Below are 15,762 nucleotides of genomic sequence, written 5' to 3'. Positions count from 1 at the left end.
TTCCCAAAAAGTAAGCCTGCAGAAGTTGTAGTGATTTTTTCTAATGAAAATACATACCAGGCTGATTGGAAAAGATCTACAGTTGTGAAAATTGCGATAACTAAAAATACGACTGTCAGTATTAATAACATTATTTTCTTCATTTTATGTTGCCTTATATGAATGATAGACGGTTGAAAATATTCTAGATGATGCAGTGAATGATTGTCTAGCGCTTAGTTACCATGAGGTGTGACTAACCATAATTTAGGGTGGTTGCAATTGCAGGCACTCTGAAGAGTCTGTACGAAGTACGAATTCGACAGGCTAGAGGCAGAGGTAAAATATGGACGGTTTTATTCAGCCCCATGCTTTCCTGTTTGCCATATAAGTGCTTTTTCGAAAGCAATATTGTTCATCCACGAAGAGTAGATATTATGGCTATTGATATGTTTCTGAAGGTCGAGGGTGTTACGGGCGAATCTAAAGATTCTAACCACACCGGCTGGACTGATATTACCTCCTTCTCCTGGGGCGCTTCCCAGCCAGGTAATATGAGCGTTGGCGGTGGCGGCGGTGCCGGTAAAGTTAACTTTAACGACCTGCACGTTAACGCGCTGATCGACAAATCCACCACCGCTATCCTGAAACACTGCGCCAGCGGTAAACACCTGACTAAAGTTGAGCTGTCCGTCTGTAAAGCCGGCGGCCAGCAGGTGGAATACTCCCGCATCACGCTGGAAGATGTGCTGGTGACCTCTGTTCAGTACACCGGTGCTGACAACGGCGACACCGTTGGTGTGACCTATGCATTCCAGGCTGCGAAAGTGAAACAGCAGTACTGGGAGCAGACCACGTCGGGTGGTAAAGGTGCTGAAAGCAGCGCTGGCTGGAACATCAAAGAAAACAAAGAAGCGTAATTGCGTATGTGGCCGGGGAGTTTTCCCCGGTCATTATCAACCTCAAGAGCCCTCAGGATTGGCGGGCATGATTATGCAAAAGTTATTCGGTGTGTTTGCAGTCACGTTGATGGTCAGCGCCTGTTTGTCTCATCCAGGACAATATCAGTCGCTTTCGGTTACGCTGAAAAATAATGAACCCTGCTTTGCTATCCCTGCTAATTCCGGGTTAGACGCGCCTGTCACCAGCCATTCGCCCACCATAATGATACGCGCGGGAAATGAATGGAAAGCGATATCGCCGCCGTCAACGTTTAGCCCCGAGGTGACGTTAACGACCCAGCAGTGTCACCAGTGGAAGGGGATTGCGTGGCAAGCCGGAGAATATGATGTTGCCTTGAAAGTGTCAGAAAAAAACGATTCTATTCGCTATGCGGCCCGTTTCACCTTACAAGAAGGTCCTTCAGGCCAGTTTAAGCTTACGCAGACTGAATAGAATGTTTTAACCCCAAACGTCGCCGTTCTCGCCCCGAGAGCGACAGCCCCATCCTGAGCTTCTTATCAAGGAGAAACAAGATGTCTCAAATGCGTCCTGCTTTTGGTGCCGCCTGGAACAGATTCAGAGAAGTGAACATAAGCGTAGAACAGGTTGGCAAATTGTTGGGTGGAAAAGTTCAGCATAATATCGACGCCGGTATTTTTAAAAATGCCTGCCCAATTCGTATGAGCTACGTTTTAAATTACTGTGGCATTCCGATTCCTTCTAACAGTAAATATGCGACAGTGACCGGAAACGACAAAAAGCGCTATATGTTCCGCGTTAAAGATATGATTTCATTTCTACCCACGGTACTGGGCAATGCCGATATGTCTGTCTCTTCTCCCACTCCTGCGCAATTTGCAGGCAAACAGGGCATTATCATCTTCACCGGGCACGGCTGGAGCGACGCTACCGGGCATGTCACACTCTGGAATGGAAATATTTGCTCTGATGATTGCCATTTTCTGGGCTCACCGGGTAATGGTTCATTTATTCCGACCAACGCAACATTCTGGAGCCTGAAATGAAACGTTTATTACTGCTGATCCTGGCTATAAATGCCCCTGCTGTTTATGCCCAAACCCTGCCTGATGTTAGCGCTTTTTCTCAGCAACAAATCTTTGAAAACTGGGTGCAAAATCGATGCATCAGTAAGATTGCGGACAGTAAAAGTCTCAAAGATGATGCAGAGGCCAGTGCAGCCGCATGGCTGGAAGCAAGCAATCTCCCTGCTGAGAATTTTGAAAAAGCTGACAAGGTGATTGTTTCTTTACTGAAAGAGAAAGTAGGCGGTACCGAACTGGGTCAATATCAGGTTTTAAAGTGCAGCTTAATCGCCAATAGCGAAGCGATTCGTCCGCTCAAAACGCCAGAATAGAACAGATGGAATCGGCCCCCAAACGCCGCCGTTCTCGCTCCGAGAGCGGCAGCGTTTGAGCGCTAATCATACCAGCAGGAATACGCCATGCGATTCACGATTATTTCTACGAAACCCGGTCATCAGCCGCCGCAAAGCAGCTGTGATTTTTACGCCCCGGGCGGCACCATTGGGCGCGGTACGGATAACAATCTGGTGTTGCCGGACAATGACCGCACCATCTCTCGTCTGCAGGCCATTGTTCACGTTGACGCCCAGGGCGAATGCCGCGTGACCAACCGTGGCAGCGTCACCCGCGTGGTATTAAATGACATTCCGCTGGAGCGGGGACGTCAGGTTGAGCTGCAGGATGGCGACATTCTCGGTATTGATGACTACCGTATCGAAGTGTCCGAACTGATCCACGATACGCAGCCCGTGAGCCGTATGGCGGCCAGTATGCATCAGCAGGCGCGTCCGGCAGCCGCACCCGCGCCCGCTGCGCAACCGAAGCCGGCGAGCGCCGCACCGCGCGGGAAGGCCGAGCCAACCGCCGTGCCAACGGAGATCTGGGATAGCCTGATGCAGGAGTTCTCCATCTCCGACAGCATCTCCAGCAACCGTACAAAACCGCAGCCTGCTGCATCGCACGATCCGTTCTCCCAGCCTGCGGCCCCGGAGCGTAACGCTGAAGATCCGCTGGCGATGTTTAACGACAGCGATCCAAAGCTCGAGCGTAAGAACGTTGACCCGGACACGCTGTTCAGCGACGAAGCGTTGTTCAAAAAAGAGAGTATTTTTGACGACGTCACCCCGTCAACGCTGGTGCCGCCGGGCGAGACGACCCCCGCTAAGCAAGAAGACGAGGCGACGGACGAACTCGATCCGCTGGCCCTGTTTGGCGGTAAGGCCAGCGCGCCAGCCGCGCGTAATGACGACCCGCTCGGGCTGATGGGCGGCGCCCCATTAACCCATCCGGATGACATTCTTACCGAAAAGCCTGCGCCAGTGCCGGAACCCGAGCAGGAAGAGGACGTGCTGGCCGATTCTCCGCTGTTCGCCCCTGAGCCGCAGGAAGAACCGCGTGCTGAAGAAGAGCCCGCGCGACCGGATTACGCAGGCTTCACCATGCCTACGCCACAGGCCGTTGCGCGCAGCAGCGCTCAGGCCCCGAAGGGCCGTCTGCGCATCGACCCAGTCAATAACGCCGCCGCCCCAACCGCTACGGCGAATAGCGGTGAGAAGGGCGAAGTGCTGCAGGGCGAGCTGCTGGAGGCGCTGCTGGAAGGCATGGGGCTGAGCGAAATGCAGCCCGTCCCGCAGTTTGACCGGGAAAATATGCGACAGCTCGGGCAAATCCTCGGTATGTTCTCTCAGGGGACCGTGGCGCTGCTCTCCTCGCGTTCCATTCTCAAGCGTGGCGTGAAGGCCGATATGACCATGGTGCTGGACGATGCCAACAACCCGTTCAAGCTGTTGCCGACCGGCAAAACCGTGCTGATCCAGATGTTCGGCACCCCGATGCCGGGCTTTATGCCGCCGACCAAATCCGTGCGCGACGCGCTTATCGATCTGCAGGCGCACCAGCTGGGCATGATCTCCGGTATCCGCGCCATCATTGCCGCGATGCTGCAGTCCTTTAACCCGGAACAGCTGGAAGAGCAGGCGAAGCAGAATGGGATGACCTCTCGTCTGGCGCTGCCGGGCAGCCGCAAAGCCGCCCTGTGGGACTATTTTGTTCGCAGCTATGGCGAGACGGCTGGCGAGATTGAGGATGACTTCCATACCCTGTTCGGCGAGGCCTTCCTTCACGCGTACGACATGGAGGTAAATCAGTACAAAGACTCACAGAGCGGATCGGAAGACAAATGAATATCGCAACGGCTTCTCTCTCCCGCCAGGGGACGCGCGCCAGCAACCAGGATCAGACGGGAGAAACCATAGGGGAACGTTCAGCATGCTTTGTCGTCTGCGACGGCATCGCGGGCCTGCCGGGCGGTGAGGTGGCTGCAGAGCTGGCCCGCAACAGCATTATCTCCCGCTTCGATGGCGACAAACATCTTAATGCGCAGCATATCCGCGACTACGTGCAGACGGCGAACCGCACCATCCTCAGCGAACAGCAGGCCGTTCAGGACTATCGCCGGATGGGCACGACGCTGGTCAGCCTGTTCATTGACCGTGATTACGGTCTGGCCTACTGGGCGCACGCCGGAGACAGCCGCCTGTACCTGTTTCGCCGGGGATGGCTGTGGCATGTGACCACCGACCACAGCCTGGTGCAGCAGATGAAAGACGCCGGGCACCAGACCGACGATCTCAACAGCAATCTGCTGTACCTCGCGCTGGGGATTGAAAACGGCGGGCCGGAAGCGAGCTACAGCGACGTGGTGCAGGTTGAAGACGGCGATGCATTCTTACTCTGCACCGACGGGTTCTGGCACGGCGTTAGCGAAGAGCAAATGAAGCAGTCGCTGCATATGGTCAATACGCCGCAGGAGTGGCTGACCTTAATGAACCAAATCATTCAAAAGAATGGCGAACAGGAGGGGAATGCTCAGGATAACTATACTGCCCTGGCGGTATGGATGGGCAACCCTCAGGACACCACTTTGCTGCACACCCTCTCTGACGCAGCACAATTTCTTCCCTGCGGAACTGATTAGACACACAAGGAACGATATGAAACTTTGGCTATCGGGTTTGGCACTTCTGGCGGTCACCTCCACCGCGCAGGCTGAGAATTTCCGCATCGTGCAGTCTCCTGCGCAGAAGCTGGATATCTGGATCGACAACATCAAAGACAACACGCCGCAGAGCTGGTGTAAGCCTGAGGTGGCGCTGCGCATTGTGGCGAATGGTAAGAAAGACGTCTCCGTGCTGGAGAATTTTGTGCCGCGTCTTGGCTCCCTGCTGGAACACCAGTGCAGCAAAGTGAATAAGCTTAGCTGGACGCTCAACGATCCGGCGGGTACCACGCTGGCGCAGGGTACGGCAGGCAAAGCGCAGGACTGGGCGCTGGTGGTGAAACAGGAGCAGGCCGCGCCTGCTGCGACCGTCACCGCAACCCCAGCCAGCGGCGCGCTGCTGCCGCCGGACCAGAACGTGGCTTCCCGCACCGTCGCGGCTGACCGCACGCCGTGGCAGGAATTTACCCTGCAGGACGGCTGCCACCTGCGCACCTTCTGGGAAGGGGGCGCTTCCGCTCCGGCGCTCTTTATTCCGGATTCTGACACCACCCGCTGCGGTAACGGCAGCTGGCTGAGCGGACACACCGTGGTTTCGCAGTCCCGCAACGGTGGACAGAAAGAGATGGCGGTGACCTACATTCATGGCTTCCCGGTGGCGGGTCTGAATCAAAGCGCCGATCCTGAAAACGCGCTGATCACCTCCGTCAACAAAGAGCGCATGGTGTTCAGCACCCCAGACAGCGACCAGAGCTGGATGATCCTGCCTTACGATAGCGCCCTGAACAGCTGGAAAAGCAACGGCACCGTAGCGGTGGAGATCTCCCGTGAAATCGCCAGCGATGATGCAAAACTGCAGGCGCGTATTGCGGCGGTGAAAAAAACCTGGAGCGCCTGGGTCGCACCCGGCACGTCGCTGAATATCGTGCTGATTGACACCCTGCGTCCTCAGCTGCGCGATCCGGCCGTTGGCGCATGGCGCGCGGCGAATTAAGGAGTGTCTATGAATACGCTCTATCAACACCTGGCGGGCGAGTCGCTCAGCGATGCGCTGGCGCGCCTTGAAGCTGAAATCAAAGCCCGTCCGGCAGATGCCGACCTCCGCGCCGCGTTCGTGCAGTTTTTAACCCTCAGCGGCAACTGGACGCGCGCGCTGACCCAGTTGAAAAGCTGGCTGGCGCTGAAGCCTCAGGCGAAGCCCACCGTCACGCTGCTGGAGCAATCCATTCAGGGCGAACTGCAGCGCGCCCAGGTGATGGCGGGACAGGCGCGTCCGGCTATGCCTGAAACCCAGTGGCCGTGGCTGACGACCCTGGCCGCGGCGCTGAGCGAGGAGGGCGAGCGCGCCCGGGAACTGCGTCTCGAAGCCCTCGAACAGGCGCAGGCCACTGCGGGTCACATCACACTCGAAAACGAGGAGACGCAGGCTTTCGAGTGGCTGATGGACGGCGATGCCCGTCTCGGCCCGGTCTGCGAAACCATCGTGAACGGTCGTTATTTCTGGCTGCCGTTCAGCGCCATCGCGGAGATCCGTTTCCAGGCGCCCGCCAGCGTGACCGATCTGGTCTGGCGTCACGCGCTGGTGCGCCTGACCGACGGTACGGAGCAGGTGTGTCAGATCCCGGCGCGTTACCCGTTTGCTGCCGATGCCACCGATGCGGTCAGGCTGGGCCGCACCACCGAATGGCAGCCGCTCGACGAAGACGGCACCCTTTACGAAGGCAGGGGCCAGAAGGCCTGGCTGAGCGAGCAAAGCGAATACCCGCTGCTGTCATTAAGCCTCGTGACGTTTGCGACGGATGGAGCCGATGAGTAATCCCGCTGGCGAAGGCGATCTGCTGCGCAGCGGCTGGCAAGCCCGCAGCAGGCAGGAGAAGGTGGGGGCGCGCGACAAAATGCAGCCCTCGCTGCTGGATCGTCTCACCGATAACGACCCGGAAAAAAAACGCGAGTCGGCCAACAGCAATCTGATCACCCACGCCGCCCTGCGGCGCAACGTCCTGCGCGATCTGCAGTGGCTGTTTAACACCATCAACCACGATGCCTCCGGCGACTTGAGCGCCTTGCCGCACGTGAAGCGCTCGGTGGTCAACTTCGGCGTCGCGCCGCTGGCCGGGAAAAGGATGTCGGATATCGAATGGCACGACATTCAGCGCAAGCTCACCGAGGCCATCATCAATTTTGAGCCGCGCATTTTGCCGCAGGGGCTGCAGGTCCGCTGCGTGTCGGATACCTCCTCGCTGGATCTGCACAATGTGCTCTCCATCGAGATCAAAGGGCGTCTGTGGTGTGTGCCGTACCCGCTGGAGTTTCTGTTTCGTACCGATGTCGATCTGGAAAACGGCCATTTTGAACTGAAAGATGCGGGGTAATCATGGAAAGTAAACTGCTCGAATATTACAACCGCGAGCTGGCCTATCTGCGCGAAATGGGGGCCGAGTTTGCCGAACGCTACCCAAAAGTCGCCGGACGGCTGGGCATGCGCGGCATCGAAGTGGCGGACCCGTATACCGAACGTCTGATGGAGGGCTTCGCCTTCCTGACCTCCCGCGTGCAGATGAAAATGGACGCGGAGTTTCCGCGCTTCTCCCAGCGACTGCTGGAGATGATTGCGCCTAACTATCTCGCGCCCACGCCGTCGATGGCGATCGCTGAGATTGAGCCCGACAGCAGCCGGGGCGACCTGAGCAAGGGCTTCATTGTGCCGCGCGGCACCATGATGGACAGCCTGGCGCTGAAAAAAACCGGCGTAACCTGCAGCTATACCACGGCGCACGAGGTCAACCTGCTGCCGCTGAAAATCGATAAGGTCGAGCTGGGCGGCGTGCCCGCCGATCTGCCGCTGGCGCAGCTGGGGCTGAGCCAGCGGGGGATCGCCAGCGCCTTAAGGATCCGCATCGCCTGCGACGGCCCGCAAAACCTCGGACACCTGGATTTCGACCGTCTGGAATTTTTCCTCGGCGGTCCGGACATTGAAGCGCTGAAGCTGCTGGAGCTGGTGATGGAGCATCACGCCGGGATCGTCTGCCAGACGGTCAGCCCGCAGCCGCAGCGACAGCTGCTGGCGTCGGACGCGCTGCGCCAGGAGGGCTTTGAGCCTGAACAGGCGCTGCTTCCTGACGATCTGCGCAACTTTGACGGCTACCGCCTGCTGCAGGAGTATTTCGCCTTTCCGGCCCGCTTCCGCTTCATTAGCCTGAGCGGTCTGGGCACGCTTATCGAACGCTGTGAAGGCGAAAAAGCCTTCGACATCTTCATCCTTCTGGATAAGTCGGATGAACAGCTGGAGCGCGTGGTCGATGCCAGCCATCTGGCGCTGCACTGTACCCCGGTCATCAACCTTTTCCCAAAGGTCGCGGCGCGTCAGAAGCTGAATGAAGGCCAGCATGAATACCATCTGGTGGTCGATAACATTCGTCCTCTGGATTATGAAATTTACGCGGTCAAAAAAATCTATGGCAGCGCGGACGGCCAGCGCGATGACCAGACGTTTCGTCCATTCTGGAGCACCTGGAGCGGTGATGCGGGCAACTACGGGGCCTATTTTTCCCTGCGCCGCGAACAGCGCGTGCTGTCCGAGCACGCCCTGCGCTACGGCACCCGTACCGGCTATATCGGTTCAGAGGTGTTTGTTTCGCTGGTGGATGAACAGCACGCCCCGTGGCAGGAAAACCTGCGCTATATCTCTGCCGAGGTGCTGTGCACCAGCCGCGACCTGCCGCTGATGCTGCAGCAGGAGCTCGGGCAGTTCATTATGGCCGATTCTATGCCGGTGAAATCCCTCACCCTGCGCAAAGGCCCGACGCCGCCGCGCCCGGCGCTGGCGGAAGGGTTCAGCACCTGGCGACTCATCAGCCAGCTGCAGATGAACTACCTCAGCCTGATGGACAGCGAAAACGAAGACGGCGCGGCCGCGTTGCGCCAGCTGTTAGGGCTGTACGCCAATCTGGCAGAAACGCCCGTTGCGCGTCAGGTGGAGGGGGTACGCCACTGCGTGCTGGAGCCGGTTCACCGCCGCGTGCCTGAACCCGGCCCGGTCGTTTTCGCCCGCGGGATCGGCATCACCCTGACGGTCGATGAGCGAGCCTTTTCCGGCGCCAGCCCGTGGCTCTTCGGCAGCGTGATGGAGCGCCTCTTTGCCCGTCTGGTCTCTATCAACAGCTTCACCGAGTTCACCCTGAAAAGTCAGCAGCGCGGCGAGATTGGCTACTGGGCGCCGCGCATGGGTAAAAGGGCGCTGATATGAGTGACGCTGCCACTGCACCGCTGCGCGTGCATCGCCTGACCAGGCTGCCGGACGCGTTCTGGCACGGCGTCCGTGAGACGCCCTGGCGCTACGATCTGTTTCAGCTTTTAAGGCGCATTGATGCCCAGGGCGGCGAGCGCTACCCGCTGGGACACGCGCCGTTGCCGAAATTTGAGCCGCTGCGCATCGGCCAGCAGCCGTCGATGAGTTTTGCGCCGTCGACGCTGGCTCAGGTACGCCAGCGCGAAGAAAGCGGGCTGCATGAGGTGTCTATCCTCAGCTTCGGCCTGTTTGGCCCGAACGGCCCGCTGCCGGTCCACATGACCGAATACGCCCGCGAGCGTATTTATCATCATCAGGACACCAGCCTCAGCGCGTTTGCCGATCTGTTCCATCACCGCCTTGCGCTGCTGTTTTACCGCGCCTGGGCGGATGCGCAGCCTGCGGTCTCTCTGGACCGCGCCGACAACAGGCGCTTTGAGGGGTATCTGGCATCGCTGATTGGCATGGGCCAGCCGGGGCAGATGAACAAAGGCAGCCTGAGCTCGCATGCGCGATTTACCCACGCCGGACACCTGACCCGTCACGGGCGGGATCCGGAGGGGCTGGAGAAGATCCTGAGCAACTATTTTAAAGCCCCGGTTAAGCTGGTGAGCAACGTGCCGCAGTGGATGCCCCTCTCCACGCGCGAGCAGGCGCAGCTTGGCGCAGGACGCCGCATGCCGCGCATGGGGGAATCCGCCTTTCTCGGCGTCGCCGTCCGCGACGTGCAGCACAAGTTTCGCATCGAAATTGGCCCGCTGAGCGCGGAGGAGTACAACCGTTTTCTGCCGGGTGAAGCCTGGGTCACCGAACTGCGCGACTGGGTGCGTCAGTACGCCGGGGTGGAGTTTGAATGGGAAACGCGGGTGATCCTGCGTGAAGACGCGGTGCAGGGCACCACGCTCGGCAGCAATGGGCGATTAGGCTATAACACCTGGCTGGGCCTTCAGCCGCAGCCTGTCCCGCGTGGCGATCTGGTGTATCGCGCAGAGCGGTAATCCTTCCGTATACCGAATCATTGTTAATGGAAACTAACATGTCAGAAATTAGCCGTGCCGTGCTTTTCGGCAAACTGGATACGCTGTTATTTACCTCTCTGGAAAGCGCCACTGCGTTCTGCAAGCTGCGCGGCAACCCGTACGTTGAGCTGGTGCACTGGATGCATCAGCTGATGCAGCAGCAGGATGGCGATCTGCAGCAGGTTATCCGCCACTTTGCCCTTGATGAACAGCAGCTGACGCGCGATATCGTTGCCGCGCTGGACGTCCTTCCGCGTGGCGCCAGTTCCGTTTCCGATCTTTCTGAACATATCGACAGCGCCGTGGAGCGCGCCTGGGTCTTCGGCTCGCTGAAGTTTGGCGTCAGCCGTATTCGCGGCGGCCATTTGCTGATCGGCATGCTGAAAACCTGGAACCTGGCCAACGTGCTGAAAAGCATCTCGTCGCAGTTCACCCGCCTTAACGTCGAGGTGCTGATTGAGCAGTTCGACGCGATTTGCGCCAACAGCAAAGAGACGCAGCAGGCCGCTGCCGCCGCAGACGCACCGGCGGGTACGGTACCGGCGGCGCAGGGGACTCTGGCCCAGTACGGCCAGGACCTGACCGCCCGCGCCCGCGAAGGGAAGATTGACCCGGTTGTTGGGCGCGACGAGGAGATCCGCCAGATGGTGGATATCCTGATGCGTCGCCGTCAGAACAACCCGCTGCTGACCGGGGAAGCCGGGGTCGGCAAAACCGCCGTTGTTGAAGGGCTGGCGCTGCGCATCGCCGACGGCGACGTCCCGGAGCCGCTGCAAAATATTCAGCTGTGGCTGCTGGATATCGGCATGCTGCAGGCCGGCGCAGGCATGAAAGGCGAGTTTGAAGCCCGTCTGCAGGCGCTCATTAACGAAGTCCAGTCCAGCGCCACGCCGATTATTCTGTTTATCGATGAGATCCACACCCTGATTGGCGCTGGCGGCCAGCAGGGGACCGGCGATGCGGCGAACCTGCTGAAGCCAGCCCTGGCGCGCGGTCAGCTGCGCACCATCGGGGCCACTACCTGGGCAGAATATAAAAAGTACATTGAGAAAGACCCGGCGCTGACCCGTCGTTTCCAGACGGTGCAGGTGCACGAGCCGGATGAAGCGAAAGCTATTCTGATGCTGCGCAGCACCGTGTCGCCGCTGGAGACGCACCATCAGGTCCTGCTGCTCGACGAGGCGGTCAGCGCGGCGGTGAAGCTGTCGCATCGTTACATCCCGGCGCGTCAGCTGCCGGACAAAGCCGTTGCGCTGCTCGACACCGCCTGCGCCCGCGTCGCGGTCAGCCAGAGCGCGCCACCTGCGCAGCTCGAAGACTGCCTGCGCCACCTTGCCGCGCTGGACGTGGAAATTGAGATTGCTGAACGCGAAGCGCGCGTGGGGGCCGGTGACGCCGAGCGCGTGACGACGTTACGCGCAGAACGCGACGCGTATGAAACAAAACGCGAAGCCCTGGCCCTGCGCTGGGAAGAAGAACGCAGCCTGGTGCAGGAAATTATTCGCCTGCGCGCGGCGCTGTTCGCGGCGGGTGATGAAGATAGCGCCGATCTGCGCAGCCAGCTGGCGGAGCAGCAGCAGGCGCTGAACGCCCTTCAGGGCGATGAACCGCTGCTGTTTGCGGCTGTAGATGAAAACGTGGTCGCCGCGGTGGTCTCCGACTGGACCGGGATCCCGCTGGGCCGGATGGTGAAAAACGAGATCGACGCGGTGCTTAACCTGGCAGACACGCTCAACCAGCGCGTTATCGGCCAGCGTCACGGTCTGGACCTCATTGCCCGCCGCGTGAAAACCTCGCGGGCGAAGCTGGACGATCCCAACAAGCCGGTGGGCGTTTTTATGCTCTGCGGACCGTCCGGGGTCGGTAAAACTGAAACCGCGCTTGCGCTCGCCGAATCCCTTTACGGCGGCGAGCAGAACGTCATCACCATTAACATGAGTGAGTTTCAGGAAGCGCACACCGTTTCCACCTTAAAAGGTGCGCCTCCGGGGTACGTAGGGTATGGTGAAGGCGGCGTGTTAACCGAGGCCGTGCGCCGCCGTCCTTACAGCGTGGTGCTGCTGGACGAAATTGAAAAAGCGCACCCGGACGTCCACGAGATCTTTTTCCAGGTGTTTGATAAAGGCTGGATGGAAGACGGCGAGGGACGCCACATCGATTTCCGCAATACCATTATTATTCTGACGTCCAACGTCGGCACCGAGCTGATTAGCGCCATGTGCGCCGATCCGGACCTGATGCCGGAGCCTGAGGCGTTAAGCGGCGCGCTGCGCCAGCCGCTGCTGGAGGTCTTCCCTCCGGCGCTGCTGGGCCGCCTTCTGGTGGTGCCGTACTACCCGCTCAGCGACGAGATGCTGGGGCAGATTGTTCGCCTGCAGCTCAGGCGCATTCAGCGTCGTCTGGAAGAGAATCACAGCATTATTTCTGAGTTTGACGACAGCGTGGTGGAACAGATCGTTCAGCGCTGTACCGAGGTGGAGTCCGGCGGCCGCATGGTGGATGCTATTCTGACCAACACCCTGCTGCCTCAGATGAGCCAGATCTTACTTACCGCCAGCCGCAGCGACGAGCAGTACCGACGTCTGCACGTCACCTGCGAGCAGGGCGAGTTTCACTGTCAGTTTGCCGCGTAATAATCATCAAGAGAACTGTAAAAGATGACGGATAATGATAACAATCGGACTGTCCCAAACGCGCTCCCGGTCGGGTACCGCTTCAACGAGTTTGAAATCAAAGAGGTGATCGGCGGCGGCGGTTTTGGCATCGTCTATCGCGCGTGGGATCACCAGCTCGAACGCACTATCGCTATCAAAGAATTTATGCCTTCCTCGCTCGCCGTGCGCGGCGACGACATGACCCTTGTGCTGCGCAGCGAGCGCTTTGGCAAAGCGTTTTCCGCGGGCCTGAACAGCTTCATTCAGGAAGCCCGTCTGCTGGCGCGCTTTAACCACCCGAACCTGCTGCACGTCCTGCGCTTCTGGGTACAAAACGACACGGCCTACATGGGGACGCTGTTTTACAGCGGCACCACGCTTTCGCGCCTGCGTGAGGAAAAGCCGGAGCTGATCAACGAGGCCTGGATCCGCCGCACGCTGCCGATGCTGTTCGGTGCGATCAAGACCATCCACAACGAAGGCTATCTGCACCGCGACATCTCTCTGGATAACATTCAGATTCAGGATAACGGCCTGCCGGTGCTGCTTGATTTCGGCTCCGCGCGCCGCACCATCGGTAACCTCTCCGACGAAACGGAAACCATGCTGCGCCCGGGCTTTGCGCCGATCGAGCAGTACACCGACGACAACGAAAGCGAGCAGGGCCCGTGGACGGATATTTACGCTCTCGGCGCCGTGCTGCGTACCCTGATTGTGGGTTCTCCGCCGCCGGTCAGCGTGGTGCGCTCGATTCAGGATACCTGCAAACCGCTGGTGGAAATCATGCCGCAGGGCTATTCCATTCCGCTGCTGCAGGCCATCGACCGCGCGCTGGCGCTGCACATGGAGGACCGTCCGCAGTCCATCGACGAGTTCGCCGCGCTGATTGAGATGCCGGTCGCCGGTATCAACGACGTGCTGACGGCGAAAAAGCCCGGCACTATGCTGGTACCGGTGGAGGAGGAACAGCCGGCTTCGCTGCTCGACTGGCGCCGCTACAAGATCCCGGGCATGGTTGCCGCAGGCGTGCTGGTGGGCGTTGTCGCCGGGGCGATGCTGTTCAGCAGCGGGAATGATGCTCCCGAGCAGGCTGCACAGCCACCGGCAGAGACGCGTCCGACTGAAACCGCCGCTAACACGCCGGACGTGAAGCCAGAAACGGCGAAGGTTAACGAGCAGGCGACGGCCCAGCAGACTCCGCCGCCTGTCGAGAGCCCTGTTGCGCTGGTCTATATCCGCATCCTCGACGGCGAAACGCTGAAAGTGAACGGCGAGCCAAAAGCGCTGCGTCCGGCGACCAACGGCTATGCATCGCTCAAGCTGCCGGCCGGTGAGGTGAAGATTGAACTGCAGGGCAACGGAAGAACGCGTGGCCAGACGCTGGATATCACCAGGCCGGGCACCTGGCTGGTGAATCCGTAGAAATATAAACAGGAGAAACTATGGAAGTGTACGATCTTCGAAGCCAGAGGCTTCATCCAAAGGAATTCGAAAAGATTGTCTCTCCTGTTTATGCGCGGAGCGACGTAGGACGTGAATTTGTTGTGGTGCGCGGTGCTTTAAATCCATTTCACAGCATTGATGGTTTAACGTTGCGACGTCGCTTCGAATTTAATCCTAATGCCGTGTTTGATCCTCTCTACGCACAAAATCTTAGTAAAATTGAACGGTTAATTGACTCAGGAGAAGTAGTTTTAACAGACCACCGTCAACGGACAAAAGCCATATATCCCTTTTTCATCTCTGAGTCAGGAGAGTTGTTTTGTGTAGATGAGAAGATGTACAGCTCAGCTTTCGTGAGTTACATCCTCGAACGTTACCGAAACAATGTCGCTCTATTTGGAAAACCAGCCCCAACGCGTGATTCATTTATTCCATCGACCGCTTACTACGGACCGGGTTACTGGAAAACTGTGGAAGATGATTATCATGGCACAAAAAATGTTGTGATCATGGCGATTAATCGCCTGACGAGCATGGGGGACGAGGGACGGGTGTTTGGATCGGACGGTAAAGATTACATGAATACGTCGCGCGATAAAATCCAGCGCTGGACAGCACTACCCGCAGACCTGGACGGAGTATCACGCGCGTTGATATCTGAAAAATCTGTAATTAGACGATTCGGAGAACAACGATCCATTTATCAGAAATACCTTGAGAGCGATGATGCCTGGGCAGTAAGTGGTAAATCATGGCAATGGATACCTGGAGTCAGAGAAGAGGATTATGAATTTAAAAAGTAAATTATGGTATTTCTGGGGATGTATGGATGTACTGGCTATCTTGCTTTACGCTATAAATTCACTTCGCCAGGACAGGATCCCCTTCATTTCAGATATCATCGCGTTCACAGGGAACTCAGATGTCATTTCAGGAGGCGGTTACAGCTTTATCGTAACCCTCTTTTTTATATTTGATTTGCTTTTGTTGCTTTCTCTTTTTGCTTCGGCCTGGATGTTTTTTAAGAGAAAAAATGTTGCGATTAAGTTTGCCCTTATTCAGGAAGTCTTTCGTCTCATTTCATTCAGATGTTCGGTTTCTCTTTTCCCACTTCTGATAAGTGTGTTTGGTATTTCAAATGTGTGGGTGAATTTAGGGTTGTTTGTTATATCGGAGTTTCTGAAGATATATTCTCTCATTTACGTAATGGGCAAAAGAGAAAAAACTCATTCACTTTGATATATAAATGACGCTCATGCATAGATGCGAACCTCTTTTCTGAATCGCATAAGCTAGATGGAATAAAGATTATGCTCAACCGAATTACCGTTCAGCTCCCGGTGGAGGGGCTTCTGTTCTGGAAACTGACGGGCCGCGAGGCGATGTCCGAGTCGTT

General features: G+C 57.7%; 15 protein-coding genes. All 15 read left to right on the top strand.

Annotated elements, in window-relative coordinates; all coding sequences use genetic code 11:
* Positions 1-416: 416 nt before the first annotated feature.
* Entirely contained in the window at positions 417-899 is a 483-nt protein-coding gene (locus ACMWLG_RS20340) for an Hcp family type VI secretion system effector (protein WP_008502640.1), read from the top strand.
* A gap of 67 nt (positions 900-966) precedes the next feature.
* Entirely contained in the window at positions 967-1,374 is a 408-nt protein-coding gene (locus ACMWLG_RS20335) for a putative T6SS immunity periplasmic lipoprotein (protein WP_045404297.1), read from the top strand.
* A gap of 80 nt (positions 1,375-1,454) precedes the next feature.
* Positions 1,455-1,946, top strand: coding sequence for a type VI secretion system amidase effector protein Tae4 (locus tag ACMWLG_RS20330; RefSeq protein ID WP_045404296.1), 492 nt, complete (start codon positions 1,455-1,457; stop codon positions 1,944-1,946).
* Positions 1,943-2,296: a T6SS amidase immunity protein Tai4 family protein gene (locus ACMWLG_RS20325; protein WP_045404294.1), complete on the top strand. Its 354-nt coding sequence runs from the start codon at positions 1,943-1,945 to the stop codon at positions 2,294-2,296. The genes ACMWLG_RS20330 and ACMWLG_RS20325 overlap by 4 nt, the downstream gene beginning before the upstream one ends.
* An 87-nt stretch (positions 2,297-2,383) precedes the next feature.
* Positions 2,384-4,147: a type VI secretion system-associated FHA domain protein TagH gene (gene tagH, locus ACMWLG_RS20320; protein WP_045404291.1), complete on the top strand. Its 1,764-nt coding sequence runs from the start codon at positions 2,384-2,386 to the stop codon at positions 4,145-4,147.
* Positions 4,144-4,941, top strand: coding sequence for a PP2C family protein-serine/threonine phosphatase (locus tag ACMWLG_RS20315; RefSeq protein ID WP_023336024.1), 798 nt, complete (start codon positions 4,144-4,146; stop codon positions 4,939-4,941). Before tagH ends, ACMWLG_RS20315 begins: the two co-directional genes overlap by 4 nt.
* Positions 4,942-4,957: 16 nt before the next feature.
* On the top strand, positions 4,958-5,956 hold the full coding sequence (locus ACMWLG_RS20310; protein ID WP_045404289.1) for a hypothetical protein: 999 nt from the start codon (positions 4,958-4,960) through the stop codon (positions 5,954-5,956).
* A gap of 9 nt (positions 5,957-5,965) precedes the next feature.
* Complete coding sequence (locus ACMWLG_RS20305) at positions 5,966-6,778, top strand: type VI secretion system accessory protein TagJ (protein ID WP_045404288.1); 813 nt, start codon at positions 5,966-5,968, stop codon at positions 6,776-6,778.
* Positions 6,771-7,334 carry a type VI secretion system baseplate subunit TssE gene (gene tssE, locus ACMWLG_RS20300; protein WP_023312148.1) on the top strand — a complete coding sequence of 188 codons (564 nt, stop codon included), beginning with the start codon at positions 6,771-6,773 and terminating at the stop codon, positions 7,332-7,334. Before ACMWLG_RS20305 ends, tssE begins: the two co-directional genes overlap by 8 nt.
* A gap of 2 nt (positions 7,335-7,336) precedes the next feature.
* Positions 7,337-9,208, top strand: coding sequence for a type VI secretion system baseplate subunit TssF (tssF, locus tag ACMWLG_RS20295; RefSeq protein WP_045404287.1), 1,872 nt, complete (start codon positions 7,337-7,339; stop codon positions 9,206-9,208).
* The gene (gene tssG, locus ACMWLG_RS20290; RefSeq protein WP_045404284.1) at positions 9,205-10,248 is read left to right on the top strand and encodes a type VI secretion system baseplate subunit TssG; all 1,044 of its coding nucleotides are present in this window, start codon (positions 9,205-9,207) and stop codon (positions 10,246-10,248) included. Before tssF ends, tssG begins: the two co-directional genes overlap by 4 nt.
* A gap of 38 nt (positions 10,249-10,286) precedes the next feature.
* The gene (gene tssH / locus ACMWLG_RS20285) at positions 10,287-12,902 is read left to right on the top strand and encodes a type VI secretion system ATPase TssH (RefSeq protein WP_045404282.1); all 2,616 of its coding nucleotides are present in this window, start codon (positions 10,287-10,289) and stop codon (positions 12,900-12,902) included.
* 24 nt (positions 12,903-12,926) lie between these two features.
* Complete coding sequence (locus ACMWLG_RS20280; protein ID WP_045404280.1) at positions 12,927-14,345, top strand: serine/threonine protein kinase; 1,419 nt, start codon at positions 12,927-12,929, stop codon at positions 14,343-14,345.
* Between the two features lie 20 nt (positions 14,346-14,365).
* Positions 14,366-15,169 carry a hypothetical protein gene (locus ACMWLG_RS20275; RefSeq protein WP_045404277.1) on the top strand — a complete coding sequence of 268 codons (804 nt, stop codon included), beginning with the start codon at positions 14,366-14,368 and terminating at the stop codon, positions 15,167-15,169.
* On the top strand, positions 15,153-15,605 hold the full coding sequence (locus ACMWLG_RS20270; protein ID WP_045404275.1) for a hypothetical protein: 453 nt from the start codon (positions 15,153-15,155) through the stop codon (positions 15,603-15,605). The genes ACMWLG_RS20275 and ACMWLG_RS20270 overlap by 17 nt, the downstream gene beginning before the upstream one ends.
* Positions 15,606-15,762 lie beyond the last annotated feature (157 nt).

This window comes from Enterobacter sp. 01-M-02-SI-ECC (genome assembly GCF_047530595.1).
In the GTDB taxonomy this organism is placed as follows: Bacteria; Pseudomonadota; Gammaproteobacteria; order Enterobacterales; family Enterobacteriaceae; genus Enterobacter; species Enterobacter cloacae_M.
The sequence above is the reverse complement of the archived record's forward strand: the minus strand, read 5'-3'. Positions and strand labels throughout refer to the sequence as shown.